This window comes from Vibrio scophthalmi (genome assembly GCF_040869025.1).
GTDB lineage: Bacteria > Pseudomonadota > Gammaproteobacteria > Enterobacterales > Vibrionaceae > Vibrio > Vibrio scophthalmi.
This window is the reverse complement of record NZ_CP134272.1, coordinates 270,734-294,652: the sequence shown is the minus strand read 5'-3', so window position 1 is coordinate 294,652 and position 23,919 is coordinate 270,734. Positions and strand designations below refer to the sequence as shown.

22 protein-coding genes and 1 pseudogene are annotated in these 23,919 nt (G+C 46.8%); 9 read left to right on the top strand and 14 right to left on the bottom strand.

What is annotated here, in order from left to right; genetic code table 11:
- The first annotated feature begins 79 nt into the window (after positions 1 to 79).
- A complete protein-coding gene (locus tag RJD38_RS16230; protein ID WP_065546587.1) occupies positions 80 to 589 on the top strand; it encodes a MerR family transcriptional regulator in 510 nt (169 codons plus the stop codon).
- Positions 590 to 736: 147 nt separating this feature from the next.
- On the opposite strand, the gene RJD38_RS16225 is transcribed toward RJD38_RS16230, so the two are convergent.
- From RJD38_RS16225 to RJD38_RS16180, 10 genes and pseudogenes are all read right to left on the bottom strand, one after another.
- The gene (locus RJD38_RS16225) at positions 737 to 2,026 is read right to left on the bottom strand and encodes a phosphopentomutase (RefSeq protein WP_065546586.1); all 1,290 of its coding nucleotides are present in this window, start codon (positions 2,024 to 2,026) and stop codon (positions 737 to 739) included.
- The gene (locus RJD38_RS16220) at positions 2,019 to 3,227 is read right to left on the bottom strand and encodes a YhfX family PLP-dependent enzyme (RefSeq protein WP_065546585.1); all 1,209 of its coding nucleotides are present in this window, start codon (positions 3,225 to 3,227) and stop codon (positions 2,019 to 2,021) included. The genes RJD38_RS16225 and RJD38_RS16220 overlap by 8 nt, the downstream gene beginning before the upstream one ends.
- A gap of 126 nt (positions 3,228 to 3,353) precedes the next feature.
- Positions 3,354 to 4,655, bottom strand: coding sequence for a YhfT family protein (locus RJD38_RS16215; RefSeq protein ID WP_065546584.1), 1,302 nt, complete (start codon positions 4,653 to 4,655; stop codon positions 3,354 to 3,356).
- 9 nt (positions 4,656 to 4,664) lie between these two features.
- On the bottom strand, positions 4,665 to 5,024 hold the full coding sequence (locus tag RJD38_RS16210) for a DUF2620 domain-containing protein (RefSeq protein WP_009385606.1): 360 nt from the start codon (positions 5,022 to 5,024) through the stop codon (positions 4,665 to 4,667).
- 63 nt (positions 5,025 to 5,087) lie between these two features.
- Positions 5,088 to 5,963, bottom strand: coding sequence for a hydrolase (locus RJD38_RS16205; RefSeq protein WP_065546583.1), 876 nt, complete (start codon positions 5,961 to 5,963; stop codon positions 5,088 to 5,090).
- Positions 5,960 to 6,334 (bottom strand): hypothetical protein, encoded by a 375-nt coding sequence (locus tag RJD38_RS16200; RefSeq protein ID WP_065546582.1) that lies wholly within the window; start codon positions 6,332 to 6,334, stop codon positions 5,960 to 5,962. The genes RJD38_RS16205 and RJD38_RS16200 overlap by 4 nt, the downstream gene beginning before the upstream one ends.
- Positions 6,335 to 6,369: 35 nt before the next feature.
- Positions 6,370 to 7,266 carry a GntR family transcriptional regulator YhfZ gene (gene yhfZ / locus RJD38_RS16195; RefSeq protein ID WP_065546581.1) on the bottom strand — a complete coding sequence of 299 codons (897 nt, stop codon included), beginning with the start codon at positions 7,264 to 7,266 and terminating at the stop codon, positions 6,370 to 6,372.
- A 183-nt stretch (positions 7,267 to 7,449) separates the two neighbouring features.
- Complete coding sequence (locus RJD38_RS16190; RefSeq protein WP_065546580.1) at positions 7,450 to 8,337, bottom strand: LysR family transcriptional regulator; 888 nt, start codon at positions 8,335 to 8,337, stop codon at positions 7,450 to 7,452.
- Between the two features lie 34 nt (positions 8,338 to 8,371).
- Entirely contained in the window at positions 8,372 to 9,007 is a 636-nt protein-coding gene (locus RJD38_RS16185; protein WP_065546579.1) for an SGNH/GDSL hydrolase family protein, read from the bottom strand.
- 53 nt (positions 9,008 to 9,060) lie between these two features.
- Positions 9,061 to 9,347, bottom strand: a pseudogene (locus tag RJD38_RS16180) (UTRA domain-containing protein); the annotation flags it as partial.
- Positions 9,348 to 9,535: 188 nt separating this feature from the next.
- On the opposite strand from RJD38_RS16180, the gene RJD38_RS16175 reads away from it, so the two are divergent.
- Both RJD38_RS16175 and RJD38_RS16170 read left to right on the top strand, forming a co-directional pair.
- Positions 9,536 to 10,282, top strand: coding sequence for a methyltransferase (locus tag RJD38_RS16175; RefSeq protein WP_065546578.1), 747 nt, complete (start codon positions 9,536 to 9,538; stop codon positions 10,280 to 10,282).
- 148 nt (positions 10,283 to 10,430) lie between these two features.
- Positions 10,431 to 11,822: an MATE family efflux transporter gene (locus RJD38_RS16170; RefSeq protein WP_005597760.1), complete on the top strand. Its 1,392-nt coding sequence runs from the start codon at positions 10,431 to 10,433 to the stop codon at positions 11,820 to 11,822.
- An 81-nt stretch (positions 11,823 to 11,903) separates the two neighbouring features.
- On the opposite strand, the gene RJD38_RS16165 is transcribed toward RJD38_RS16170, so the two are convergent.
- Both RJD38_RS16165 and RJD38_RS16160 read right to left on the bottom strand, forming a co-directional pair.
- Positions 11,904 to 12,521: an HAD family hydrolase gene (locus RJD38_RS16165; protein ID WP_065546577.1), complete on the bottom strand. Its 618-nt coding sequence runs from the start codon at positions 12,519 to 12,521 to the stop codon at positions 11,904 to 11,906.
- Positions 12,522 to 12,613: 92 nt separating this feature from the next.
- Positions 12,614 to 13,066 (bottom strand): GNAT family N-acetyltransferase, encoded by a 453-nt coding sequence (locus RJD38_RS16160; RefSeq protein ID WP_065546576.1) that lies wholly within the window; start codon positions 13,064 to 13,066, stop codon positions 12,614 to 12,616.
- A 191-nt stretch (positions 13,067 to 13,257) separates the two neighbouring features.
- On the opposite strand from RJD38_RS16160, the gene RJD38_RS16155 reads away from it, so the two are divergent.
- Positions 13,258 to 13,689 (top strand): hypothetical protein, encoded by a 432-nt coding sequence (locus RJD38_RS16155; RefSeq protein WP_065546575.1) that lies wholly within the window; start codon positions 13,258 to 13,260, stop codon positions 13,687 to 13,689.
- A gap of 22 nt (positions 13,690 to 13,711) precedes the next feature.
- Here the strand turns inward: RJD38_RS16155 and RJD38_RS16150 are convergent, their stop codons facing one another.
- Entirely contained in the window at positions 13,712 to 14,359 is a 648-nt protein-coding gene (locus RJD38_RS16150) for a MurR/RpiR family transcriptional regulator (protein WP_005597764.1), read from the bottom strand.
- Between the two features lie 175 nt (positions 14,360 to 14,534).
- Between RJD38_RS16150 and RJD38_RS16145 the strand changes: the two genes are divergently transcribed.
- From RJD38_RS16145 to manA, 5 genes are all read left to right on the top strand, one after another.
- On the top strand, positions 14,535 to 15,938 hold the full coding sequence (locus tag RJD38_RS16145; RefSeq protein WP_005597765.1) for a PTS fructose transporter subunit IIC: 1,404 nt from the start codon (positions 14,535 to 14,537) through the stop codon (positions 15,936 to 15,938).
- 85 nt (positions 15,939 to 16,023) lie between these two features.
- The gene (locus RJD38_RS16140) at positions 16,024 to 18,705 is read left to right on the top strand and encodes a glycosyl hydrolase-related protein (RefSeq protein ID WP_065546574.1); all 2,682 of its coding nucleotides are present in this window, start codon (positions 16,024 to 16,026) and stop codon (positions 18,703 to 18,705) included.
- A 24-nt stretch (positions 18,706 to 18,729) separates the two neighbouring features.
- Positions 18,730 to 20,436, top strand: a complete 1,707-nt coding sequence (locus RJD38_RS16135; protein WP_065546573.1) for an alpha-amylase family glycosyl hydrolase — start codon at positions 18,730 to 18,732, stop codon at positions 20,434 to 20,436.
- A 12-nt stretch (positions 20,437 to 20,448) separates the two neighbouring features.
- Positions 20,449 to 21,051 (top strand): fructose PTS transporter subunit IIA, encoded by a 603-nt coding sequence (locus RJD38_RS16130; protein ID WP_065546572.1) that lies wholly within the window; start codon positions 20,449 to 20,451, stop codon positions 21,049 to 21,051.
- Between the two features lie 264 nt (positions 21,052 to 21,315).
- The gene (gene manA / locus RJD38_RS16125; protein WP_065546571.1) at positions 21,316 to 22,509 is read left to right on the top strand and encodes a mannose-6-phosphate isomerase, class I; all 1,194 of its coding nucleotides are present in this window, start codon (positions 21,316 to 21,318) and stop codon (positions 22,507 to 22,509) included.
- A 133-nt stretch (positions 22,510 to 22,642) separates the two neighbouring features.
- Here the strand turns inward: manA and RJD38_RS16120 are convergent, their stop codons facing one another.
- Entirely contained in the window at positions 22,643 to 23,779 is a 1,137-nt protein-coding gene (locus RJD38_RS16120; RefSeq protein ID WP_065546570.1) for an iron-containing alcohol dehydrogenase, read from the bottom strand.
- Between the last annotated feature and the right edge of the window lie 140 nt (positions 23,780 to 23,919).

Here is a 23,919-nt window from a genome sequence, read left to right as displayed (position 1 = left end):
AAAAAGAGTCAATCAAGCTATTGACCCGTCTATGAGTCAAGGGTTGAAGATAATGCCTGAACCACAAAGAGGCGAAAAAATGTTAACGGTAACCCAACTAGCAAGAGAGTGCGGAACTTCCCGCACTACGATTCTGTATTACGAGAAAGAGCAGCTACTCCTGCCTGCCTATCGTGCAGAGAACGGCTATCGCTGGTATGGGGAGAATGAGGTAGAGCGACTTAAAACGATCGCTTCTTATCGTTCTTACGGTTTGCCTTTAAGCAGTATTCGCACTTTGTTGGATCGACAGGGGCAATCTCAAGCACAAATCTTGAAAGATCATTTCGAAGAACTAGAGCGAGAGATCCAAACACTACGCGCACAACAAAAAGCGATCGTAGTGTTACTTCAAGAACCAAAACTCATTGAGGATAAAAGCGTGACGAAACAACGTTGGGTTGAAATTATGCAAGCGGCCGGTTTTACAGAAGCAGACATGGTGAAATGGCACCAAACGTTTGAAGCAATGGAGCCACAAGAGCATCAGAAATTCTTGGAATCACTCGGTATTGATGCTCAAGAAATTGAGCAGATTCGTAAAATCTAATTTGAGCTGAAGCTGATATAAAAGCACCGTTCGTGTCATCGTTCGGTGCTTTTTACTTATATGATTTTCGTGTGAGACTAAGAAAAAATCAAAAAAAGAAGCCTCTCAGCAGAAAGGGGGAGTCTGCAAAGAGGCGATAGTACAACTTTAGTTTAGCAAGGATTTTGAATTCGTCAGGATTGTTTGATGTAAAGTTGCAAATAAGGGTGTTATCGGTGTGCCATTTTCTGGCAAAGCGGCATTGAAAAAGGCGCAGACACTCGCGCCAACATCAGACAGTGTGGTGCGGGTGCCAAGGCCAATTGTGGTTTTACTCGGCTGGAAAGCCAACAATGGTACTTGCTCACGAGTGTGTTTGGTATGGCCGATGAAAGGATCATTGCCATGATCAGCCATGACAATTAACCAGTCTTCTGCTGCCATTAAATCGATAACTTTTTGTAAACCAATATCGGCTCTTTCTAACACTTGCCAATATTGTTTGGGATCTTGTTGATGACCTGAAAGATCCGTTTCTTGAACATTGGCGCAGAAGAATCCGTGTTGATATTGTCGTAAATCTTGCTCAAGTAGCCGGAAAACTTCATCGGTGTCCACCACCGATAAATAGGATTCACCATCAGGATTTTGCACGATATCCGCGACTTTGCCATACAGTCGAGTAGTGACGCCTTGCTGATGTAACAACCACGGCACTTGAGTTTTAGCATCGACGCCATAACCTAGGTGTACAACCTGAAATCCAGCATCGTAAGCGCCGCTATCTGGTGCGTTAACGCCGATGTAAGCCGGATTTCCATCGCTATCATTCTTAACTTCTATCGCGTTTAAAACGCGCTGCATACTGTGCTTATTACCATTAAAATCAATATCCCCCCCAAAGGCGATGTTGCGGCTGACGGGGTTAGCGTGACGAACCACATTCGCGATAGCCAATAACTGCTCAAAGCTGACGAGATTGAAATTACAGGTCAGGTTATACACTTGCCCTAAATCGGCCTCGAGGTTATCTCCAATGATCACGCCTTGCTCTACTTGTAGCAGGGACAAACCCTGTTGATTGATACGCTCAACCTTAAAACCAGCTTGTAAAAGCGCTGTTTCTATCGCCGGTAGGGCTATTTGAAATGGCTGAGTCAACGGCGGCTTGGGTTTTGTCCCCATGATCTCTTGATGGCCCATAAACGTATCGCCACCTTGGTGGGCAAGCCAAGCTCGGCCGGTGTTCGCCTCGGGGTTGGCTTGCATGACAGTGTGTGGGTTTTGCACCACATTTTGTAAGCCGAGTTTTTCTAGAGTGGATAAGCGTTTTAAAGGAAAGTGTTCAAGCAATTTATTGGCGGTATTGGCTCCGCAATCTTGCGGGCGAACTTGCGCCACATCCGGCATCTCGCCAACCCCAAAACCATCGAGCACCACCACAATAAATCTAGCCATGATTCACCTCAGTGCGGCGCTCATAGCTTGCCGCGGGGCTACCTTCAACTGGGTTACCCAATGCGTCATAAATAGCGATAATTTGTGGTTGCCCACTCGAAACACCAGTAATCAATGCGACATCACTGCGGGTAACGAATACTTGAGTGCGATAAGCCATCACCACCGGCGTGCCAATTGGATACAAACCGCTTAAGCGTAAGTGGTAGTCGATGCTGTCGGCATCATCGTTGTAAACGCTGACTTTTTGATAGCTCGATTCTGTTGGTAATAAACCATTTTCCAGCGCACCGCGACGGTAGTAACCGCCCGCAAAGCAGTAACTGTCATTACCATAGTGATGGGAGATTTCACTGAGATAAAGCATGGCTACTTTTTCCCGCTTCTCCCCGTGTATATTGGCGGGAATGGTGCCTGTTAGCGCATGGCCGGGTTCGCCATGAGTGCAGTGATGGGCAGCTAAAAGTGGCATCGTTTCACAGCTGGTGGCCGATGGCGCATTGATTTGTAGGTTTGTATAACCTAATTTTTCTAGCGCCGTTTTGGTTTCTACCAAGGTGGTTAAGTTCGGGGTTGGTTCAGTTTTACCACTCGCGCTATCGTATAAGAAGCAGGGGAAATGGGTAACGCCAGCTAGGGTGATGTTCGGCATCGCTTCAATTTCACTGACAACGGCATCAAGATCGCTGAGCGGGAAGCCTGATTCTTGGTTGGTGTAAAGCCTATCACGGCGATGAAAGAACTTAAGTAACAGAGCTTGATTCACGCCATATTTCACGGCGGCATCTGAGATTTGTTGTGCTTTCTCGAGGCTATAAACGGTGATGACTTGCGGTCTAATTTGACCGACTAAGCGCTCAACCATGTTGGTTGGTGGTTGTACCAAATGACCCACGTTTGCAATGGGTAAACCGTGCGCCGCCATTAGGCGTGCTTCTTTGAAATCAACACAGACGATGCCATCAAAGCAGCACTCTTCAACCAATAGTTTAGCCAACAGAGGATTGCGGCCAATCTGTTTGGTCATAGCAAAAAGCTTAATGCCGTAGCGGTCAGCATCTTGCTTAATTTGCTGTGCATTTTCAAGTAATTGGTCAACATCAATCACGGTGGTGTCAGGTAGCAATTTCCCTTGTTTAAATAAGCTAAACGCGGCATTTATTAACGCGGGATTTTGCTTTTGTAGTGCTTCTAAAAACATATTTTTCCCTTTTTAGAGATGAGCTGAACCGACACATCAATCGCTGATGTGCTGCTAAATAACAGTCAACAGAACTAATTTATTTGAATGGTATTAAGCTGATGTTCAGCTCACTCACTTCGTTGATTAAATGGCGAATAACCCAAAGACATGGAGAAGATTCAAAATCACCCCAGTCAAAATCGCCGCTACCGCTGGTGCTGCAATTTTCAATACCGGTCGGCCCATCACTTCGTTAAGGAAGAACAACATCGCGAAGATGGTGAAACCTGTGGTTGAGCCCATTTTCATTACGGCCAGTACACCACCAATCAATAGAGCGAATTCCATCAAGGTATTCATTGAGTTACGAATATTGTCGGATGCATTACGTATTGATGGGAATTGCTCTAAGAAGCGACCAATACCACGCAACATGAACACTTCAAGACAGATCGTGATCGCGCCAAGTACTGCGGCGACAGGCATGTTTGGTGATAGGTAACCGACCACAAACACAAACGTCATCCCGACAACACCATAAACACCGGTTGCCAATGCAGTGGTTGCAATCAGTGGAATAAAGCCAAGGCCACGCATAAATTCAGATAAGGCTACTTGCTTCATTGCCGCGTCGTGTGCTGCCGGATCGGTGATCTTCAGAGCTTCTGCTAGAGAGTAAATAGAGACTTCAGATCCGGCAAAAATACCACCGTTTGATACAGCTGCAATTAACGCGCCAGTCACTGCAAGGAAAGGCAGGTGTTTAACGATACGTTTGGTGCGCTCTTCAAAAATACTGTGCAGTCCCGACATATCAGGCGCTTGAATTCCAGCTTGGCGGTCAGCTAAGTCTTTACGAATCGCAAAGAAGACCAGCATCAACATACCAACGAAGATCTGAATTGACTCTGGGTAGATGCCAGTAAATTTCATGATCATCAAGCGAGACATTAAGATAACCACAGCAGCAATCGCCCCCGCTTTCCAACCGAATTGATAGAAAACAGCCAATAGCGGGAACAGTGCGAACGCAGACATCACTGGAGTACCAAGCTCGCCAAGTGCGCCTAGTGCATCAATCGGCAGGCCGGTTAGCACGGCGTTAACCCCAGCTAACGAGGTAACCACTAATACGCCCCATAGGCCGCCAGCCAAAGCGGCAAGAACGCGGCTGCCAATCATTACGCCGAGAATATCGGTTGGTAAAAAGAGTAACCACGGGTTTAAAAGACCAGTTGAAAGAGTAAAAGAGATGCCGACTGAAGCCACAAAGCCAATCGATAAACCAAAGGCAACAGAACCGGCGTCACGGCGGGTCATATTACCTTCAAAAAGTTGGGGTAAAACTGGGCGAATACCATCGTGGAAAACGGCGGCACTCATGTTGGCGATTAACGCTGTCATTGCGCACAGTGCGGCAACAAGTCCAATATGCATAATGTCCATAACGACTCCTTAGTTTTGGGCTAACAATTTTGTTAGCATGGGGACTGCATGCTCGATATGTTCAATCGATAAACCAAAAGCGACACAGCCGTTATCCATAAACTGCTGTATTTCAGCTTCTTTTGCTTGAATGGACGGTTTGGCAATGGTGCCGCATTGGCCGTAACCAATAATGGCTATCGCCATGGCGAGCGCACCACCGGCACCGGTATTGCAACAACCAACGAAGTAATCCATCTCGCCAGATTTCACTTTCATCGCCGCATCCATATCGGTGAGAATGTGGCATTCAAAGGTATCGGGTGCGGTGGCTTCGATCTGCTCTCTTATCTGCTCTCGCTGTAAACCCGCAATTGCGATTTTTTTCATGTTCTATCCTTATTGTTTTTACGCTCAGCGCCTGTTTCACCATTGCTGGCTGAAACCTGCGCTTTAACCAAATAAGCGTGTAGGGTTATCGCGTAACAAAGTGCTTATTTGGTGATCAGTGATCCCATGCTGTTTCAGTAGGGGAACAAATTCGTCAATGAGGTAGCTAAAACCTAAGCCACCATTAGCTTTCAAATGCGAGCGACGGGTAATGTCCATCGATAGCATGATTTGTTTCTCGTAGCCCCGCTGACATAACAGCGCGAGGGTTTGTGCTCGTTTGCTATCGGGGTAGTAGCTGTTTTTACCAATGGTATCGAACTGAACATAACAACCTTGATCGAGCATCCATAACAGTTGTTCTAAGTTGTCACGCAGATCGCAGTGACCGATGGTGACATGGCTCATGTCCACTCCACAGCTTTTGAGCAATTCAATTTGCTCTGAGCCCATCGTGCTCATTGATTGATGGGTGGATATCGGACGTCCAGTCGCTAAGTGTGCTAACGCAGCGGCGCGAAAGACTTTCTGTTCTGTTTCGCTAAAGTAATCTTCACTGCTTCCTATCTCGCCGATCACACTGGCTTTTAAGATTGAACCTTCTATCCCTTGTTCAATTTCAGTAATCATCCCTTGAGCCACTTCATCGACACTCATGGTATAGAGCTCGTCAGGGAAGAAGCCCTCGATGTAAAATCCGGTTGAAAGCAATATATTGATCCCAGTATCCGAGATTAAATTTTCAATAAAATGAGGATTTCTGCCCATAAAAGAGTTGGTCACTTCTACGATGTTTCGTACCCCACGTTGTTGCACTTGACGCATTTCTTCGCACAGCAGTTGGTATTGATCCAAACGGCAGTCGTCGCTCAGTTTTTGTGGCGATAGGTCAATGTGCAAATGTTCATGGCAGTAGGTGAAACCCGTAGCGTCAATCATGGTTGTTGCTCCTCTAATGACAGCTGAAACAGTGAATATATATTGGCGATCATAAAGCTCTCTTCGCTTGCTGGCAGCTCAATGAGCCCCATCGCTTGCAGTACTTGATGGTGTAAATCGAGAACCTTGGGGTAATCGGCATCTGTCACCACTTCTTCTAACACATCTTGATCGAGGCCTTCGGCGACAGGCTCATGCTGCCACACGCGATCGGCGGCGCGCGCAAGGTGTGTGATCGCCATTTGGTACTGCTCATTGTCATGTGAGAGTTGTAGCTCTGCATCGATGAGCGCCAGCGCGTTAGTGCAGCCATCATGCGCGCGCTGGCTAATGACTTCGGCCTGAGTCAGCAAGGCCAAACGTTGTTGCATAGTGCATCCTCTAATTCTGTTCACTCATGTGTCGATTAATAGCTGGGTGTCAGTTGCCCGTTTACCACAGCTTGTTGATGCTGAAGCAGAGGCGTGATTTTCAATAATTTACGCAGTAATAACGTAATGTGTTCGGCATTGCCGTTGACTAACATGACCGCTTCTGACGCTTCAATACAAGCTGGTAAGTGGCTTAGTGATTGCTCTGCAAGGCCATATTTTTCCATGTCGATCGCCTCTGGCAACCACACCACCGCATCGATATCGCCATTGGTTAAATGGGTTAAACTCTCGCCATAGTGAATTTCAACAATCTCAATCTGCTTATCTTTAAATGCTTGGCTGGTCAGAATTTTTTGGTCTGGTGAGTCTGGGTCAACGCCGACCCTACGGATCTGCTCATACTGCCCTTGACGGAAAATTAAACGGTGCTCATGGGAATAAGTATGAGCGCCTAAGTCAATCGCGGTAACTAAGCCTGAAGCCAACTCTTTCGCTGCAAGTTTTGACATGATCGCTACGTCATAGGTGCCATTTTTCAAACATTCGGCGCGAACACTCGCACCACGCATGTGGGCAAAATAGAGCGGTAAGCCGCCAAGCTGCGCTTTTAAACCACTGGCTAAACCTTCATAGTGGCGGGTGTAGGGTAGTGGCATGGCACAAACCACATTATTAATGCCAGCACAACTGACGAGCTCACGATAATTGAGTTGGCTGATAAAGGTACCGTTACGTCCCTGTTTTGATAAGACGACAGCACCTCGCTGTTCAATGGTAGTCAGTGCTTTTTGAATGAATCCGACTGAGACAGAATAATCATCAGAGAGAGAGTCGATCGTGCGTAAACGGTCGCCTTCTGTCGTGGTCATTAAATATTGGGCGATGTTCATGATCGCCGCACCTTCTTTACTAATATATTGAACTGACATAATTTTTTATCTTCATTATTTTGAAGATAAGTTAGCAGTTAGAATGCTTAATAAAAAGACAGCGTTGATTAAAGTGTGAACTAGTTCGATAAAAAGCGGACAATAAACACTCAGAGGTGAGAGGCTCACGGCTGAGTGTTTATTGTTGATAGCGGCGGAGGGGGCACGGAGTAATGGCTATTTTTAGCCCAGTTTTTCTTGCAAAAAGGTTTTCAGTGCCAGCAATGCTGGAGTTAATTGGCGCTTATCAGTCACGACCATGTTGAGTGGGATATGATCGCCTTGCCAATCTTCAAATAATGGGATGAGTTTACCGCTATCAATATCGGGTTGCGTGTCGAGACGCGTTTTATAGCCAATGCCTTTCCCTGCCAACATCCAGCGTCTTACCACATCGCCATCGTTGGCAAAGCGATTACCGGTGGCGATCACTTCGCACTTTTCCCCTTGTTTACTAAAGCGCCATTTGGTGTGGTATTTGACGAGCGTGATAAAGTTGATGCAGTTGTGATTTACCAGCTCTGATGGGTGCGTTGGTTTACCATATTTAGCGATATAGTCAGGTGAGGCACAAGCGATGCGATCATTATTGGGGCTGATCGGTAGTGCCACCATGCTGGAGTCGGGTGGTGTGCCATAGCGAAAAGAGGCATCGAGTGGTCGGGTGTAAAGATCGACCACAGTGTCGCACAGTTCCGTCGATAGGATCAGTTTTGGGTGCAAATCGAGAAACTCATCCAGCAGCGGTAACAGAACGTTGCGCCCCAAATCGGAAGGCATGGCTAGGCGCAAATGGCCAGTGATTTGGTTGGGATCGTGTTTGACTGACTCCACACCAGACTCAATCGCATCAACCGCTTGCTGGCATTTTTCCAACATCAGTTGCCCTTCAGATGTTAGGCGAATACTGCGTGTGGAGCGGATAAACAGTACGCAGCTAAATTGGCTTTCTAAACGTTTAATCGTCGCGCTTACGGCGGCGGGCGTGAGATTCATGATATTAGCCGCTTGGGTGATACTGCCTTGTTTTGCGGTTTCGATAAAAACAGAAAAATCCTGCAGTACTTTCATAATACGCCTTTGCCAAATGGTCAGTGAATATAGATTAAGCGATGATGGTGCGAATGCGCTGATAAAGCGCGTCAGCGAACAGTGGCAACTGATCCGCAGGCCAGTGAACCCCCTCGCTTGCACAAGCTTTCACAATACTACCAGCATTGAAGTAATAGCAACCCAGCTCTTCCGCTTTCGTGCGGTAATGGTCGTCAAATTGATGTGACTTTTCTTTTGCACCCGTAAAGCCGTGAGCGGCGAATCCGATCTCATCAATGGGTGTCGGGCAGACGAGCAATATTGCACGCGCTTTGGTAGGGTTGTGATTAGCAAAATATTGCGCGTATTTGACCAACTCCCCTGCACCAGAAGCGATGTCATGGGCAGTTAGGCCAAATTGGCTCTGCAAATCATTGGTGCCGAGCATGATCACCACCACGTCAGGTTGATGTTTCTCTAAGCATGGCAAAAAGTAACCTAAACCTGAATGCGGGTTATGCAGTGATTCGTGAAAGCCGGTCGTTCTACCCGGTAGCCCTTCATTTATCACGCGCCAATCGTCAGGTAACTGATTCTCGAGCAGCGTTGTCCAACGCACTTCATGTTCATAGCGCCCTCCGTGTAATGGAATATAACCCCACGTATTGGAGTCACCAAAACAGAGCACAGACTTCTGACTTGATTTCATTACTTAACCTAGCGATTGAATGAATACAGTCTGATTGTATTACAAGACTCTGGTTATGAGCGATGACGTTTTGCGGTTAACGTAAATTTGTAATCACTTGATTTGAAATAGTTTCGACTGTATTCAAAAATTGTATCGTCGATTAAGTGGCTACGAGTACGTTTTTTAATGATCAGTTAAATCCGGAAATATCTCAGTTGGCAGCCAAGTTTCTTCCACCGTGAACGGGTTGTCATTCACATAGCGCACACGTTTAACATAGAAGATACAGATCGCCTTCGGTGATGTCTAAATGCTCTGTTATGGCCAGTGATGCACTTTGGTGCTCAAATGCCAACATTCAGGCTGACTTAAGTTAGCGTTTGCCTGCCTTTATTTATTTTGCTTCCGAATCTCATTCTTAAAATGATAAATCCAATGGAATGGTTTTTAAGTTATTGAAAATTAATGTACTTAAACTTGGTTTGATACTTGCTCATAGTAGAAGGTTGATGGATTAACGATAACAAAATGAGACTAGGTGATTGCATGGCTGATTCCGTAAAACTCCTCTCTAGCGAACAGACGCAAGCATTTGATACTGAATATGTCGATGATTCGATGTTTGATTTGGTCATCGAGGCTTTAGATAAGTATCAGATCTCTCAAGCGCCCTTCAAGTTAATGGATGTGGGCGGTGGTAATGGTAAATATGTCGACAAAGTGCTGAATCATTTTGCTCGCGCGTCGGCGATATTAGTGGAACCCGAGCCATCTTTAGCGCAAAAAAATCGACCGGATGAACGTAAGCAAGTGCTGCAATCGACCTTTCAGAGTTTGGCATTACCAAGCCGATTACAGGCGGTTCAGTTTAATTGGGTTCTGCACCATTTCGTTACCGAAGGTTATCAAAATACTTGCCGTGTTCAGCAACAAGCATTGCGAGATGCCTACAAAGTTCTCGCTCCGGGCGGTATTGTGCTGATATTTGAAAATTTCTACGAAGGCGCGCTGATTGAAGATCTACCCAGCCAACTTATCTACCATCTTACCTCGAGTAAAGTGCTGGCGCCGCTAACTGAAAAACTGGGCGCGAACACCGCCGGTGTCGGTGTTTGTTTCCATTCCGCCCGTTTTTGGCGACAACAGTTAACCCAAGCCGGTTTTGCTAATATCAGCGAGCAGCATTGTTACGATTTTAGCGCGCTTTCTCGCCTAAAACGGATCGGTTTAACGTTAGAAAAACAACGGGTAGGTCTATTGGTGGCACAAAAACCACCGCTGCGAGCCTGTTAAGTAAAAATGCGCGAGGTAAGCGGGATTATTAGGCTTTACTCTCAATCATAAGCTGTTTATATTATCGCCGCCTAACGGGCACACCCTAAAATGCACACCCGCTATCCTGCCATCATTGGTGCATTTATATTGGTGTTGAAGAACCTCCATGCATACGACTCCTCGTCCTTTTTCTCGTTTTACTCGTGAATCGGGTGCTTTGATGCATCTGTCGATTCCTATTATTTTGACTCAAATTGCCACTCAAGCGATGGGCTTTGTCGATACGACAATGGCCGGCCAAGTGAGCCCGGCTGATTTGGCGGCAATCGCACTCGGTGCCAGTCTTTGGATACCGGTACTGCTACTGTTACGTGGTGTGATTATGGCGCTCACGCCCGTTGTTGCTTACCATCGTGGCGCGCGTGACTTTGACAGCATCTCAGTGGAATTTTTCCAGATGGTTTGGCTGGCCTTGATCGCCAGTGCCTTGCTTATTGCTTATCTGGTCAGTGCTCAGTCGATTCTAGAATGGATTGGTGTTGCTTCCGAAATCATCCCGATCGCCAGTGATTATGCTTTCGCTCTTGCTTTTGGTGTTCCGGGGATTGCGCTTTTCTATACCCTAAATGGTTTCTGTGAAGGGATGAACAATACCAAGGCTCCGATGATCATTTCGATGATTGGTTTATTGGTTAATATCCCTGTTAACTACGTGCTGATTTACGGCCATTTTGGTTTCCCTGAAATGGGCGCGGTGGGTTGTGGTTGGGCGACCAGTTTGGTTTATTGGCTAATGTCAGGTTTGCTCTTCAGTTACATCAAAGCGCATCATCACTATAAAACCATCATTCGTTTTTCTGATGCGAAACCAAGAGCTGCAGCGATGTATCATCTGCTCAAACTTGGCTTACCGATTGGCATGAACATCGCCATCTGTGGCAGCATTTTTGCCGTTATCGCGCTGCTTATTGGCCGTATTGGTGCTGAAAACGTCGCCGCCGCGCAGATCGCGCTTAACATCTCTAGTATGACCTATGTGATCCCGATGAGCATCTCGTTTGGCATCACGATTCGTGTTGGTTATGCTCTGGGTGAAGGCGATGAACTGGGCGCAATTGATCGCAGTAAAATAGGCATCATTGTTTCAGCTTTAGTGTCACTTATTTCGGTGGCGACTTTCTTGCTGTTTCCGGAATGGATTATTCGCCTCTACACCAGTGACCCGGTTATCAGCGCTACGGCGGCAACGCTGCTTGCGATGACTGCATTGTACCAATTTAGTGATGCGCTACAACTGGGTGCCAATGGCGCACTACGTGGTTATAAAGACACCAAGATCCCGATGTTTTTGGCCGTCGCTTCCTATTGGGGGCTGGCTTTGCCACTGGGCGTGGTGTTAGGGCTGACAGATATCATCGTGCCTGCAATGGGCGAGAAGGGCTTCTGGGTGGGCATTTTGACCGGTTTAACCGTGGCCGCTGTGTTGATGTTACTGCGTTTGCGTTACGTGATTAAAAGCCGTTCGTCATTGCCAGAAAATGCCATTCCGGTCACTTAAGAAACCAAAGATATTAGCAGAGAAAAGCGCGTTATTGTTTTATAGCAGTAACGCGCTTTTTTGATCGGAATGTGTCAGTGATTAGAAACGCAGACCGAGCTTTTTTAACGTCTGCTCACATTGGCTTGAATTTTCAAACTGAATGCCTGCCATGCCAACCGCTTCAGCACCGGCGACATTGTAGGGCATATCATCAATAAACACGGTTTCAGAGGCTTCAAGCGCAAACTGCGCCAGTAATGCTTGATAGATTTCAGGCTGTGGTTTTAATAGAGCGACCTCAGCCGAGACGATCGCGCCGTCAAATAACGGCCAAAATGTGTAGGTTGATTTCAGATGGGAAACGATTTCATGGACGTTATCGGTGAGTGCATACACGCGATAGCCAGCGGATTTTATTCGCTTGATAAGATCCACTGATCCATAGATAAGTAACTGAGTTTGCTTTACGTAGTAGAATAGGCGTTCGCATTCAAGAGCGGACAATCCTAGCGATTGCTGATACTGGCTTGCCGCTTCGCTCTCTGATATAAGCCCTTTATTGAGTTTTAACCATGTTTCAGATTGGAAAATAGCTCTTGCTTGGTCTTCAAGGCCATCAATATCACCAAAAGTCAGCCGAGCAATTTCTAGCGGCGCCCATCGGACAACCACATTACCAATGTCGAAAACCACGTTGTGAATCTTGTGAGACGCCATTATTACTCCCTTGTTTGTGCCTTTCGGTATGTTGCATGGATCTGAGTTAAGAGGTTACATCATCTGGCGTTTTGAAATGCCGTTCAACGTCTTTATTTTACAAACTCAACCGCTAAGCACAGTTCTATTTCGCGCCCTGCGACCAGAGCACCGGTGAGTTCAAAACCGCAGCTTTGATAAAATGCGATCGGGCTATTTTCCCCCGTGACCACGCTGGTAAATAGCTCAGAAATACCAAACTCACCTTGCAACGCGTTAGTGAGAGCACTTATCGCAAGACGCCCATAGCCTTTGCCTTGTTGTGATTGGTCGAGCATCAGTCGCCATAAAGAGAATTTTCCTGTCGTAGTATCGGCATCCACGAGGATAAATCCGACCGGTTGATTATTTGCGTAGATTGCTCTAAACCAAGCAAACGGCATGAAGTTCGCTTCGGCTAATGAGATGGCATTGCTATCAACCTGATTAACCTGCTCAGGCGAAACTACAAGCTGGCAGATTGCATAGAAGTTATCGAGTGTGATCGGTCTTAACTCTATGTTCATGTGGCTGAATTCTCGTTGAAAAATTTTAATATAGAGCAAATAACAATCAACGTGAAGTGTCCGAGGCGCCAGCGAAAGACTAAGAAATCCTTAAATTTTGAATCAATGTGGTCAATATCACAGCGGAAGATTTGTAGGTGGAGCTGAGGTTGGTAGGATGTTGAGTATGACATGTATCTTTAGGGACAAAGATGAAGAAAGGAATCGTTGTTGGTCTAACTTTGGGTATTGGCGTTGTGATGATGGTGGCGAGTAAATATCAGGTATTGGGGTTGGGCAATGCGGCCGCTTTTCCGAAATTACCTGATACCCCCGGCTTTACTGTGTCGACTGAGTTTGATGGTGAATGGGCTGGAAGACGAATCGATGTCTCTAAAAACTGGATCTGCGATAACACAACCATAACCGGAACGGTGGTCGATGGGTTTGCTCATCTAACGTTAACGTATAATGGTACGCCACTGAAAGGGTGGATTGATGAGCAAGGCACGTTAACGCTGTATGCGAGCAATGAACGCTGGGATTATCGCTTCAAAGCCACCGTTTCGGGCAATCAAATACAAGGTGACTGGTTTCTTACCAATGGTCCATGCAAAGGCTCTTGGTATGTTGAGCGAAGTTGATTTGTGCTACACGCCTAATCTTCTAATCTTCCAACAACGCTCTACCAATCACATCGATGGTCTTCAAAATCTGAATCTGCGATTCGCGGCTGTAGGGTGAAATACCGTCAACTTGCTCTTCCAAATCTAAGTTGGTATTGGCGATCGCCGCCAGTGTTGAGCCAACATGGCTGATCGCTAGAACCTTCAAACCTTTGCGCTTAGCGTTGTGCGCCATATCGACCACCGCTTGCGTCTCGCCAGATTTACTGACTAACACCAAGGTGCCTTTTTCTGCTCGTGCGAGCTGGTGAATATCGCTGATCACTAAGTGTGGAATATTGGCCAGCGATAAAAAGCGCGATAGATAAGTCACGCTAACAATCGATGCGCCGCGTGAGTAGAGATAAACCACCGGTGATGCGTTGAGTACCTGTGCTACTTGTGAAATACGTTGTGATTGCGACGCTTCCTCTTCGCCCACGACTGTCTGCTTTCTCAGATCTTGCACCAGCTTGTAGCGCAGTTCGGTATAGCTGGCGTAGCCCATTTTCTTGCACACGCGATTAACTGATGTTGTGGTGGTTAAGGCTTTATTGGCAATGGTTTTGGCCGCGATTTCGTGCAGCTCATTGGCATGAGTGATGAGGTATTCGTAGATCGCTCGTTCAATGCCTTTAAAGGTGTTCATCCAAGGTACTTATTTAGAAAATGGCTAGGGCGCTATTAGGCGTGAAAATGACGCGATTTTCCTTGATGAGGTTCACAAAAGTATCGTCATACATGGCTTGTACGAGGAAACAGTATCTTGATACATAACCGGAAAATATACTGCGCTAGTCAAATAAATATAACGGTGAAAAACCATGGCAAAGAAAAAGATAGTTGCAGTGACCGCTTGCCCTACAGGCATTGCACACACCTTTATGGCGGCGAAGAAAATTCAAAGCTGGGCCGAGAAACACGGCTATGAAGTGAAAGTAGAAACCCAAGGCAGTGATGGGGTTAAAAACAAATTAACCGCACATGATATTGCGACAGCGGATGGTGTGGTTTTAGCCATCGATGTGCCAATCATGGATATGGAACGTTTCGACAATGCCAATCCAATGAAAGTACGCACCCAAGAGCTGATCAAACGTGTCGATGAGCTGCTACCGAATGTGTTCAATTTAGGCAAAGAGAAGAGCGAAGGCGGCCCGCAAGTGGTCGAAGAAAAACGCTCTGCTTACCAAGTGGCGATTGGTCATATCATGACCGGTATCAGTTACATGCTGCCAGTGGTGGTACTGGGTGGCCTATTGATGGCGGTGGCGAAAATCACTGGCGAATTCATCGATATCTCTGGTACGCCAATTCAAACTCTCGATAAGCTTGGTTTCATGACCATCAAGTTTATGTACCCAATTTTCGCGGCGTACCTAGCTTATTCAATTGCTGGTAAACCGGCGTTAATCCCGGCCTTTATTGGCGGCATCATGAGTGATGAAGTGTATAAACGCTTCTTCGATCTTGAAGGTTGGGCACCATCGGGCTTCTTTGGTGCGATTGCGATCGGCTTCTTAGTCGGTTACCTAGTTCGTTATCTTAACGATACCATCAAGGTGAAAACCGAGCTGACCACGCTGAAAACCATGTTGCTTGTTCCGGCAATTACCGGTGTTGTGATGGTGCTGACAATGGAATACGCCATCAACCCATTCTTTGGCGCGTTGAACATTGCCATGATCGATCTATTCACTCAAGCGGGTGATGCTGGTCGCGGTATCTACTCAATGGTTATCGCAGCCGGTACGGCATTTGACTTGGGTGGCCCAATCAATAAAGCCGCGGGTTCGGTAGCGCTTGGCCTAAACGGCATGGGCGAAGGCTTTGACTTGCTGGCTCGTGAGTTGGGTATTGTTATTCCACCAATCGGTGTGGGTATTGCGGCGCTGCTTGATGGCAAATTCCGCAAACCAGTGTTCTCGAACGAAGAGCGCACCGTAGGTAAAACATCGCTCATGCTGGGTATGATCGGTATTTCAGAAGGGGCAATTCCATTCATTCTGAAGAACCCGAAAATGATCCCAATTATGATGCTGGGTGCCATCCTTGGTACTCAAGTGGGCGTACTACTCAACGTATGGCAAAGCCTACCATTGCCAGCGGTTTGGGGTTGGTTCCTCTCTTCTGATCCTATTAGCTACATCATCTCTGTCGCTATCGGTTCTGGCTTTATTGCAGTGGCACTGCTGCTGTGTACTAAGCCTGACAACGCAAACGCATAACACGTCACTTGGGGCGAGCTACTCGCCCCAAAATCATCGAAATAAGTCACAGACCAAATAGTCATCGTAATAAAGAGAGTTTCCCATGGCGAAAGTACATGTCATTCCGCACACTCACTGGGATCGTGAGTGGTATTTTACCCAGCAAGACAGTGACGTGCTTGCCACTTATAACTTCACTAAAGTGATCGAAACGCTAGAGAACCAAGCGAGCTACAGTTGCTACCACCTTGATGGTCAATCGGCGATTGTAGAAGATTACTTAAAAGTACTACCGCACATGCGTGAGCGTCTTGGCAAGCTGATCAGCGATAAAAAGTTGTTTGTTGGCCCTTGGTACACGCAGACGGACACTTACAACGTTGGCGCTGAATCAATCATCCGTAACTTAAAATACGGCATGCACATCGCTGAAGAACTAGGTCATAGCATGAGGGTGGGTTACCTGCCAGATACCTTTGGTCACAATGCACAAATGCCGACGCTGTTTAAAGGCATGGGGATTGATAACATCATTTTCTGGCGTGGTATCGATTACGATCAGCAAGTGCAAAAATCGCATTTCCATTGGCAGTCCGCTGGTGATGACACTATTTACGCTTACAACCTTGTGCATGGCTATGGCGCGGCGAAAAACATCGTGCCGGATGCGGATCATTTGGATAAGAAAATCTTCCCAATGATTGAGAAGATCAAATCACTATCGGGCCTAGATGAAGTATTGATCCCATCGGGCGGCGACCAAGTGAACATCGACCCGAACTTACCAGCAACGCTTGCAGCGGCAACAGAGCGATCGCCTGCGAAGGATATTTATACCATCTCGTCGATGGAGAATTTTGTTAACTATCTGCGCCATAACAGCGAAGAATTTGAAACCTACCGTGGCGAATTTAAAGCGCCGCGTTATACCCGTATTCACAAAACCATCGGTTCGGTGCGCTACGACATCAAAAAGCTCAATTTTGAAATTGAACAGTTCTTGGTGAAAAAGCTTGAAGTGGTAATTGCGATTGCAAAAGCGCAGGGTATCACCGTCCATACGGAACTGGTGGATATGGCATGGAAGAAGATTTTAGAGTGCCATGCTCACGATAGTATTGGTGGCTGCAACAGTGATGCGACCAATGCCGATATTATGCACCGTTTAAAACAGGCAGAAGAGATCTGTCATGGCTTGTACAACTTGGTGGTGAAAGAGATCGCCAGTAATGCGTGCCAAGATAACGAAGTGATGATCTTCAACTCACGCCCAATCCCATACTCTGGTGTGGTGCAAGTGGTGGCTTTTTCTAAATATGAGCAGATTACGCTATGCGATGGTGAGCAATCACTAACATGTGAAATCATCCGCCGTGAACGTTTAGATGGCGGCAAGATGATTGAAGTGACCAAAGATGGTGAGCGTGAAGTGGATGTGCCGCCGTATTACCGCTTTGAACTGAATGTTATCGTGAGTGACATACCAGCACTTGGCTATCAGGTGTTTCAGGTGCCATCAAGTGACACTGTCACTGCAATGCAGCGTGTTGAGAAAAATCCAACAGCGAAAGAAGCTCAAATTGAAAGCCAGTCACTTGCCGTGCGTTTTGTTAATGGTCACTTGAGCCTTGAAGATAAAGCGACGGGTCGCGTTATCAATCAACTGTTGAGCTTTGAAGAACAGGCCGATGACGGTGACTCTTACGATTTCTCGCCGTTAGCTGGTGACATGCCGCTGGTGTGCCGCGAGATGACATGTCTATCCGTGCTACAAGGTGAGCTAGAACAGCGCATGACATTGCGCGCAGAATTGGCAGTACCGCATGATCTCGAGTCGCGAATTGCGGGAGAGAAAGCTGCGCTGGCGAGCTTTGATATTGAGCTAAAACTTATCCATGGCGATCAGCAATTGCATGTTGATGTCACGACGGTTAACCAAGTGTGCGATCACCGCGTGCGTGTAGTGATTAACTCAGATGTGAATACCCAACAGTCATTAAGTACTCAGCCATTTGCACTAATGGCACGCCCAATTGCCCCTGCGGTAGAAGGGTGGCGTGAGCGCTTCCGTGAATGTCCAATTGATATTGAAACCACCGATGGTGCGGTGGCCATTGCTGAAGCTGGCAAGGCGATGATCATCAATGGACGCGGTATCAAAGAGTTCCAAATTTTGCCCGCGACTGATACAGCAGCAGGTGATAAGTCGAACGCGATTGCTCTGACGTTGTTTAAAGCGACAGGTCGCTTAGGCAAAGATGATCTGCTTTGGCGTCCGGGCCGTGCTTCGGGCATCAACAATACCGTGGTTTACACCCCAGATGCCCAGTTGCAAAAATCGATGACGTTTGGTTTTTCGATTGCGCTAACGGTTGATGCGAGTCACCAAACCGTGCGTAGTACAGAACAAGCGTTTCTTGATGCGCCATTTAGTTATCAAAAACAAGCACTCAACAGCTTTGAAAATCGCTTAGAGCGTTTCCAAGTGCGTTTTGATTCACGCCAAGTTGCCAAGCGTTTTGGCTTATTTGAGCTGCATCAAGCGCTTCAACTATCCAGTATCGGTCACTCGTTCTATCACGATAATGCGGTGATAGTGCGCCTTTACAACCCAACAGAGCAGGCAGTGCAATTGGACATCACACCATTTGTTCATTTTGCTGAGGTAGAGCGTGTTAATCATCGTGAACAAAGCCTTGAACAACCCTTTGAACAAGGAATGGCTCAAGAGTGGCAAGTGAAGCCGAATAACTGCATCGATTTACGAATCAGTTTTAAAATTTAGGTCGCAGGTTAGGAATAATAAGAAATGATAAGAGAACAAATCTATACCAAAGTGGCTGCTCTTTACTGCGATGAAAATGGCGATAAAGCACAAGCAGAATCGATTACCGAAGATATTCTAGCGCTGATTGAAAAGTGGCGTGGCAGCGCGCCTCAGTACCCTCAGTGGGTGGATCAAACCACTTCATATCTGATTACTTACGGCGACAGCTTTAGCCGTCAAGGCGAGCCGACGCTGCAAACCATGAAGTGCTTTGCCGATAAGTATCTTAAAGATGCGATCAGCAATATCCATATTCTGCCAATGTTCCCCTACACCTCAGATGATGGCTTTAGTGTGGTTGATTACCGCAAGGTTGATGAGAATTTGGGCGATTGGACAGAGCTCAATGCGCTGGCGGATAACTTTGATTTGATGTACGACTGCGTGATCAACCATATCTCGAAAAGCAGTGATTGGTTCCAAGGCTTTTTAGCTGGCGACGAAGCATATCAAGATTACTTTGTTGTCTCTGATCCTGAGCTTGATTACTCAAGTGTGACACGTCCACGCGCTTTGCCTTTGCTTACGCCATTTACCAAAGCCAACGGCGAAACGACGCATGTGTGGACGACCTTCTCAGATGACCAAATTGATATCAACTTCCGTTCGCCAAAGGTGTTGCTGGAAAGTATCGATATTTTGCTGATGTACGCGGCGAACGGTGGTCGTTCGGTTCGCTTGGATGCGATTGGTTTTATTTGGAAAGTGTTGAATACCAGCTGTATTCACCTGCCAGAGGCGCACGAGATCATCAAACTATGGCGTATTGTGCTAGATGAAGTGATGCCGGGTAGCTTGCTAATAACGGAAACCAACGTGCCGCACAAAGAGAACATCTCTTACTTTGGTGATGGCGATGAAGCGCACATGGTGTACCAGTTCCCGCTACCGCCATTAACGTTGCATGCCTTCCTATGCCAAGACAGCCAAGTGTTGACCGAGTGGGCTAAAGGTTTAACCGTAGAAGCGATGGCATCGTTGCAAGAAGGCCGTAAAACGACCTACTTTAACTTCCTGGCTAGCCATGATGGTATTGGTGTGCGTCCTACCGAAGGCATCTTAACCAATGATGATCGTCAAATGATGTGCGAGCAGGTAGAGCGCAAAGGTGGCCGAGTTAATTACAAAGACAATGGCGACGGTACGCAATCGCCATACGAGTTGAATATCAACTATTTGAGTGCGATTACTGAGCCAGAAGACGATGTGGCGACCAAGGCCGATAAGTTCTTAGCGGCGCAAGCGATTTTGTTGTCGTTTGTGGGTGTTCCAGCGGTTTATTACCATAGCTTGCTCGGCAGTGAGAACGATGTGCAAGGTATGGTGGAGTCGGGTATTAATCGCCGCATCAACCGTGAAAAATTTGAACTTGAGAATCTAGAAGCTGAATTGGCAGAATCAGGTTCGCTGCGTAACCGCATTTACACTGAGATGGTGCGTCTACTGGCCCTGCGTAAGCAGCAAACCGCCTTTGCTCCAACGTCCATGCAACAGGTACTTGAGTTGTCCCCGCAGCTATTTGGTTTGCAACGTGGCGAGGGTGAAGAGAGCATTCGATTTGTGGTCAATCTGTCGGCGACAACGCAAGAGGTATCACTCTTGGCTGGTGGGCGTGATCTTATTTCGGGTCACGAGTTTGCCGCGCAATTTACTCTAAACCCATATCAATTTGTTTGGCTAGCGAACTAACAGGAGCCGATGATGAAATTAGCACAACTTACTTCTCCAGATTTGATCATGCTTGATGCGGTATTTACAGACCGTTTTGCTGCGATTAACGCGTTGACCGACCGAATTGATCAAGCGGGTAAACTGACCAACCGTCAGCAGTTTTTAGACGCCGTGTTATTGCGTGAAGAAGAAGGCCCAACGGCACTAGGTGAATACCTTGCTGTACCACATGGCAAGTCTATTGCGGTGAAAGAGCCGGTGTTTGCTTGCGCATTGGTTAAAGAAGAGCTGCAGTGGCAAGGCTTAGATGGCGATGAGCCAGTGAATATGATCTTCTTATTGGCGATTCCGCCAGCAGAAGCTGGTTCAACGCATATGGCAGTGCTGACCACGCTGACTTCATCGCTAGTGGAAGATGATTTTCGCGAAGCGCTGCTCAAAGCCAACACGGCTGATGAAGTGATGGCGCTGTTTGGGGAAGGTGAAGAAGAGGCCGAGCAAGCCGATATCGTCCGAGAGGTGATTGAGGAAACCGCGCAGCCTGAGATGGCACGAGACATCAGTGCACAAGCTTACCCTATGGTGCTAGGGGCTGGCTTACTCGCTTCTGCGATTTTGTTCTTATTACTCTAATTATTAGTAGACAATCAATTAATGCTGAGGTGATCTCAGCATTAGTTGAAACATTGCGCGAAAATAGAGCGAATTTAACGCAGATTATTTCTCGTCAATCAGTGTGGTATTTCAGCGACCGCTATTCTGGTTGTGTTGATATAAGCGGCGTGGATGGAAAGTAATATTATGCATCCTCGCCACATATCATTGGCATAACTCTCTCCCTAAAGCGTTATCTCGAGTGCTGAAATCATCTCAAACGAATCTAAAGAGAGCCTCTTCATGAGTCATGCTTTATACAAACTTGATAATGTTATTCAAAACTACATCTGGGGTAGCCAAACGGCGATCACCGAGTTGTTTGGTATTGGCAATCCAGATCATCAACCCCAAGCGGAAATTTGGATGGGTGCGCACCCAAATGGTTGCTCAAAAATTGCCAGTAACGGCATGCTACTGTCTGATCTTATCGCGCAAGATCCAGTTTCGGTATTAGGTGACTACACGGTTGAACGTTTTGGCGAACTACCATATTTATTTAAGGTGTTATCGGCAGATAAGCCATTGTCAGTTCAGGTTCATCCAAGCCGCAGTAAAGCGATCCAAGGTTATCAAAAAGAAAACTCGCAAGGTATTGAACTGGCGGCTGGCAATCGTAACTACAAAGATGCCAACCATAAACCGGAACTGGTTTATGCATTAACCTTCTACAAAGCGATGAACGGCTTTCGACCAATCAATGATATTGTGGCGCTGTTTAATCAAGCCAATATAGAGACGCTGCGTGGTGAGATTGATGCGCTGCAAGACAGACCAAGTGCGGCAGGTCTGCGAGCGTTTTTCTCTGTGGTGATGAACTTATCTGGCGAGCAAAAAAAACAAGCGCTGAGCGAGCTACATCAAGCCATTGAGAGTAAAGCGAAAACCAGCAAAGCGCGTGAAGCGTTTGCCTTAATTGCTGAGTTTAGCCACGAGTACGCTGATGATATTGGTTTGTTCTCGCCATTAATGCTGAATGTCGTTGAGCTGGAGCCGGGTGAGGCGATGTTCCTTCATGCTGAAACCCCGCACGCGTATGTGAAAGGGACGGGGCTTGAAATTATGGCCAACTCTGACAACGTACTGCGCGCAGGTTTAACACCTAAGCATATGGATGTAGCGGAGCTGATTGACAATACCAAGTTTGTGTCGGTCGATCCTACGCAGATCAAACTGACCCCGTACCAAATGGAAAACAAAATCGGTTACCCAATTCCTGTCGATGACTTTGCTTTTGAAGTGTTGAAAGCAGACATCGAAGAGAAAGCCCAATATGTGCGCGGCGCTGAAATTCTATTCTGCGTCGAAGGGCAAGTGACGGTACGTGATAACCACGAATCGGTGACGCTAAAAGCGGGTGAGTCGGTGTTTGTTTGTAGCAGCGCGAAGGTGTATCACTATCAAGGTGTCGGCACCCTAGCTCGCGCATTTAACTAGTTATTCTTATCTTTAATTTTGCATAGCAGCTCGCCCATGGCGGGCTGTTTTTTTATCTACAGCTATTGTGCAATGGCAACAAAAAAGCCTCTGCTTGGCAGAGGCTTGATTAGCACTTTATTCTCGCTTTTGCTTAACCAAAGTAAGCACGGCGGTAGATCTCTTTTACATCCGCAGCTGTTGGCGTACCAGGGTTGGTCAGGGTACAAGGGTCGTCAAACGCGTTTTGGCTCATACGATCAAGTACGGCAAGGAAGGCTTCTTCGCTGATCTCAACTTCAGTGATTTCTTTGAAGGTAAGTGGGATGTCCAGTTTGGCATTCAGCGCACGTAGTTCGTTTTCGATGCTTTCTAAGCCTAAGTAGCGCTCAATTTCCGCGTATTTATCGGTTGATTGCTTGTTGTATTCGATGATGTACGGCATCAAAATCGCGTTAGCAAGACCATGGGTTACGCCAAATTCACCACCAATTTTGTGTGCAAGCGAGTGAACTAGGCCCAGTGATACGTTAGAAAATGCCATACCCGCAAGTGTGGAAGCATTGTGCATGTTGTCACGCGCGGCCATGTCATCGCCATGTTTGTAAGCCGTTTCAATGTTCTCAAATACCAACTTAACCGCACGCATTGCCAGTGGATCGGAGTAGTCGTTGGCGGCGATTGAAGCAAAGGCTTCGAGTGCGTGGGCCATGACATCCATACCGGTATTCGCCGTAATATGTGGTGGCATTTTTGCAGGTAGAGCCGGATCGATGATCGCCACATCAGGCACGATATGCGCAGAAACAATTGGGTATTTGATGTGGTTTTCTAAGTCGGTGATCACCGAGAATGCAGTGATTTCAGAGGCTGTGCCGCTGGTGGATGGAATCGCGACAAATTTGGCTTTAGTGCGTAGCGCGGGCATTGAACCGACCGGAATAATATCGGCAAAATCAAGCTGTGGATGTTCGTAGAAACACAACATGATTTTCGCCGCATCAAGTGCTGAACCGCCACCAATCGCAATAATCCAATCCGGTTCAAAGTCACGCATCGCTTGTGCGCCTTTGACCACAGTTTGCACGGATGGGTTCGGCTCTACTCCGTCAAATACCAAAGAGTCAATTCCCGCTTCGCCCAGTAATTGCTGAGTTTGGGCAATGAAACCAAACTTCTTCATTGAGCTGCCGCCGGTTACGATCACAGCCTTCTTACCTTGCAGAGTTTTCAACGCTTCCATTGCGTTTTCTCCAAAGTAGATGCTTTCAGGGATCTTAAACATGTTCATGTGATGCTTCCTAGAGTCAAAATAATAAAACAAACTGCGGAAATATTACCGTTAAGTGTTGCGTTAAATTTGATCAGCATCATGGAGCGATTAGGCTCGGATTTGCCTTAGCGTTTTACGTACGGTTTTAGGAGTGTACT

Bases quoted from the DNA above. Each gene is read 5' to 3' on its own strand.
- RJD38_RS16230 (WP_065546587.1), top strand. From the start codon at position 80: ATGTTAACGGTAACCCAACTAGCAAGAGAGTGCGGAACTTCCCGCACT.
- RJD38_RS16225 (WP_065546586.1), bottom strand. From the start codon at position 2,026: ATGGCTAGATTTATTGTGGTGGTGCTCGATGGTTTTGGGGTTGGCGAG.
- RJD38_RS16220 (WP_065546585.1), bottom strand. From the start codon at position 3,227: ATGTTTTTAGAAGCACTACAAAAGCAAAATCCCGCGTTAATAAATGCC.
- RJD38_RS16215 (WP_065546584.1), bottom strand. From the start codon at position 4,655: ATGGACATTATGCATATTGGACTTGTTGCCGCACTGTGCGCAATGACA.
- RJD38_RS16210 (WP_009385606.1), bottom strand. From the start codon at position 5,024: ATGAAAAAAATCGCAATTGCGGGTTTACAGCGAGAGCAGATAAGAGAG.
- RJD38_RS16205 (WP_065546583.1), bottom strand. From the start codon at position 5,963: ATGATTGACGCTACGGGTTTCACCTACTGCCATGAACATTTGCACATT.
- RJD38_RS16200 (WP_065546582.1), bottom strand. From the start codon at position 6,334: ATGCAACAACGTTTGGCCTTGCTGACTCAGGCCGAAGTCATTAGCCAG.
- yhfZ (WP_065546581.1), bottom strand. From the start codon at position 7,266: ATGTCAGTTCAATATATTAGTAAAGAAGGTGCGGCGATCATGAACATC.
- RJD38_RS16190 (WP_065546580.1), bottom strand. From the start codon at position 8,337: ATGAAAGTACTGCAGGATTTTTCTGTTTTTATCGAAACCGCAAAACAA.
- RJD38_RS16185 (WP_065546579.1), bottom strand. From the start codon at position 9,007: ATGAAATCAAGTCAGAAGTCTGTGCTCTGTTTTGGTGACTCCAATACG.
- RJD38_RS16175 (WP_065546578.1), top strand. From the start codon at position 9,536: ATGGCTGATTCCGTAAAACTCCTCTCTAGCGAACAGACGCAAGCATTT.
- RJD38_RS16170 (WP_005597760.1), top strand. From the start codon at position 10,431: ATGCATACGACTCCTCGTCCTTTTTCTCGTTTTACTCGTGAATCGGGT.
- RJD38_RS16165 (WP_065546577.1), bottom strand. From the start codon at position 12,521: ATGGCGTCTCACAAGATTCACAACGTGGTTTTCGACATTGGTAATGTG.
- RJD38_RS16160 (WP_065546576.1), bottom strand. From the start codon at position 13,066: ATGAACATAGAGTTAAGACCGATCACACTCGATAACTTCTATGCAATC.
- RJD38_RS16155 (WP_065546575.1), top strand. From the start codon at position 13,258: ATGAAGAAAGGAATCGTTGTTGGTCTAACTTTGGGTATTGGCGTTGTG.
- RJD38_RS16150 (WP_005597764.1), bottom strand. From the start codon at position 14,359: ATGAACACCTTTAAAGGCATTGAACGAGCGATCTACGAATACCTCATC.
- RJD38_RS16145 (WP_005597765.1), top strand. From the start codon at position 14,535: ATGGCAAAGAAAAAGATAGTTGCAGTGACCGCTTGCCCTACAGGCATT.
- RJD38_RS16140 (WP_065546574.1), top strand. From the start codon at position 16,024: ATGGCGAAAGTACATGTCATTCCGCACACTCACTGGGATCGTGAGTGG.
- RJD38_RS16135 (WP_065546573.1), top strand. From the start codon at position 18,730: ATGATAAGAGAACAAATCTATACCAAAGTGGCTGCTCTTTACTGCGAT.
- RJD38_RS16130 (WP_065546572.1), top strand. From the start codon at position 20,449: ATGAAATTAGCACAACTTACTTCTCCAGATTTGATCATGCTTGATGCG.
- manA (WP_065546571.1), top strand. From the start codon at position 21,316: ATGAGTCATGCTTTATACAAACTTGATAATGTTATTCAAAACTACATC.
- RJD38_RS16120 (WP_065546570.1), bottom strand. From the start codon at position 23,779: ATGAACATGTTTAAGATCCCTGAAAGCATCTACTTTGGAGAAAACGCA.